The sequence below is a fragment of the Streptomyces sp. NRRL F-5122 genome, from assembly GCF_001507435.1.
Taxonomy (GTDB): domain Bacteria; phylum Actinomycetota; class Actinomycetes; order Streptomycetales; family Streptomycetaceae; genus Streptomyces; species Streptomyces lannensis.
This window is the reverse complement of sequence record NZ_LMWH01000049.1, coordinates 1-2,734: the sequence shown is the minus strand read 5'-3', so window position 1 is coordinate 2,734 and position 2,734 is coordinate 1. Positions and strand designations below refer to the sequence as shown.

General features: G+C 67.7%; 2 protein-coding genes. Both read right to left on the bottom strand.

The window, feature by feature from the left end; genetic code table 11:
* Nucleotides 1-889 (bottom strand): 2-oxoacid:ferredoxin oxidoreductase subunit beta (locus ADL25_RS08940; RefSeq protein ID WP_059127132.1); only part of this gene is annotated, 889 nt, incomplete at its 3' end.
* Nucleotides 882-2,734 (bottom strand): 2-oxoacid:acceptor oxidoreductase subunit alpha (locus ADL25_RS08935; RefSeq protein WP_059127131.1); only part of this gene is annotated, 1,853 nt, incomplete at its 5' end. The genes ADL25_RS08940 and ADL25_RS08935, both read right to left, overlap by 8 nt.

Sequence of the window (2,734 nt, the reverse complement as noted above, 5' to 3'; positions counted from 1 at the left end):
GCCCCTCGGGGGTGGGGGCGTGGGCGTCGTGGGTGAGGATGTGTGGTTCGTTGTCGGGGGTGATGGTGGCGGTGGTGAGGTCGCCGGTGTGGGGGTCGCGCAGGACGCCGTGGGTGTGGTGGGGTCCGAAGCGGATGGGTTGGCCGTGTTCGAGGCGGATGAGGGCTTCGTCGGCGGTGTGTTGGTCTTTGAGGGTGTCGAAGGCGCCGTCGTTGAAGATGTTGCAGTTCTGGTAGATCTCGACGAGGGCGGTGCCGGGGTGGGCGGCGGCTTGGCGCAGGACGTCGGTGAGGTGTTTGCGGTCGGAGTCGATGGTGCGGGCGACGAAGGTGGCTTCGGCTCCGAGGGCGAGTGAGAGGGGGTTGAAGGGGGCGTCGAGGGAGCCCATGGGGGTGGATTTGGTGATTTTGCCGGTTTCGGAGGTGGGGGAGTACTGGCCTTTGGTGAGGCCGTAGATGCGGTTGTTGAAGAGCAGGATTTTGAGGTTGACGTTGCGGCGCAGGGCGTGGATGAGGTGGTTGCCGCCGATGGAGAGGGCGTCGCCGTCGCCGGTGACGACCCAGACGGACAGGTCGCGGCGGGAGGTGGCCAGGCCGGTGGCGATGGCGGGTGCGCGGCCGTGGATGGAGTGCATGCCGTAGGTGTTCATGTAGTACGGGAAGCGGGAGGAGCATCCGATGCCGGAGATGAACACGATGTTCTCTCTGGCCAGGCCGAGTTCGGGCATGAAGCCCTGGACGGCGGCCAGGACCGCGTAGTCGCCGCAGCCGGGGCACCAGCGGACTTCCTGGTCGGACTTGAAGTCCTTCATGGACTGGCGGGTGATGGCTTTGGGCACGAGGGAGAGCGTGTCGATCGTGCCGGTGCCGTGGGTGGGCGTCTCAGCCATCGATGGCCTCCTGGAGAGCCGTGGCGAGTTGTTCGGCTTTGAAGGGCATGCCGTTGATCTGGGTGTAGGAGCGGGCGTCGACGAGGTAGGTGGCGCGGATGAGGGTGGTGAGCTGGCCGAGGTTCATCTCGGGGACGACGATGGTGTCGTAGCGGTGCAGGATGTCGCCGAGGTTGGCGGGGAAGGGGTTGAGGTGGCGCAGGTGGGCCTGGGCGATGGACTGGCCGGCGGTGCGCAGGCGGCGGACGGCGGCGGTGATGGGGCCGTAGGTGGAGCCCCAGCCCAGTACGAGGGTGCGGGCGTGGTGGGGGTCGTCGACGTCGAGGTCGGGTACCTGGATGCCGTCGATCTTGGCTTGGCGGGTGCGGACCATGAAGTCGTGGTTGGCGGGGTCGTAGGAGATGTTGCCGGTGCCGTCCTGTTTCTCGATCCCGCCGATGCGGTGTTCCAGGCCGGGGGTGCCGGGGATGGCCCAGGGGCGGGCCAGGGTCTGCGGATCGCGCAGGTAGGGCCAGAACACTGCGGTGCCGTCGTCGAGGGTGTGGTTGGGGCCCTGGGCGAACTGCACCCGCAGGTCGGGTAGTTCCTCCAGGTCGGGGATGCGCCAGGGCTCGGAGCCGTTGGCCAGGTAGCCGTCGGACAGCAGGAAGACGGGGGTGCGGTAGGTCAGCGCGATCCGGGCCGCCTCCAGCGCGGCATCGAAGCAGTCCCCCGGGGTGCGCGGGGCGATCACCGCGACCGGGGCCTCGCCGTTGCGGCCGTACATCGCCTGCAGCAGATCGGCCTGCTCGGTCTTGGTCGGCAGGCCGGTCGAGGGGCCGCCGCGCTGGATGTCCACCACCAGCAGCGGCAATTCCAGCGAGACGGCCAGACCGATCGTCTCGCTCTTGAGCGCCACCCCCGGACCGGACGTCGTGGTCACCGCCAGCGAACCGCCGAACGCCGCCCCCAGCGCGGCCCCGATCCCGGCGATCTCGTCCTCCGCCTGGAAGGTACGCACCCCGAAATTCTTGTGCCGGGACAACTCGTGCAGGATGTCGGAGGCCGGCGTGATCGGATACGAGCCCAGAAACAGCGGCAGATCCGCCTGCCGGGACGCCGCGATCAGCCCGTAGGCCAACGCCAGGTTCCCTGAGATGTTGCGGTAGGTACCCACCGGGAACGCCGTCGTGGCCGGCGCGACCTCGTAGGAGACCGCGAAGTCCTCCGTGGTCTCACCGAAGTTCCAGCCCGCCCGGAACGCGGCGATGTTGGCCGCCGCGATGTCCGGCTTCTTCGCGAACTTCGCCCGCAGGAAACTCTCCGTGCCCTCCGTGGGCCGGTGATACATCCACGACAGCAGACCCAACGCGAACATGTTCTTGCTGCGCTCGGCCTCCTTGCGGCTGAGGTCGAACTCCTTCAGCGCCTGGACGGTCAGCGTGGTCAGCGGCACCGGATGGACCTGGTAGCCCTCCAGCGAGCCGTCCTGCAGCGGGCTGGTGTCGTAGCCGACCTTCAGCAGCGCCCGTTTGGTGAACTCGTCCGTGTTGACGATGATCTCCGCACCCCGCGGCAGGTCGCCCACGTTCGCCTTCAACGCGGCCGGGTTCATCGCCACCAGCACGTTCGGCGCGTCACCCGGCGTGAGGATGTCATGATCGGCGAAGTGCAACTGGAACGAGGACACACCCGGCAACGTGCCTGCCGGAGCACGGATCTCGGCGGGAAAGTTCGGCAGCGTCGACAGATCGTTCCCGAACGACGCCGTCTCCGACGTGAAACGATCACCCGTCAACTGCATCCCGTCACCGGAATCCCCCGCAAAACGGATGATCACCCGGTCGAGCCTCTGCACATCCTTCG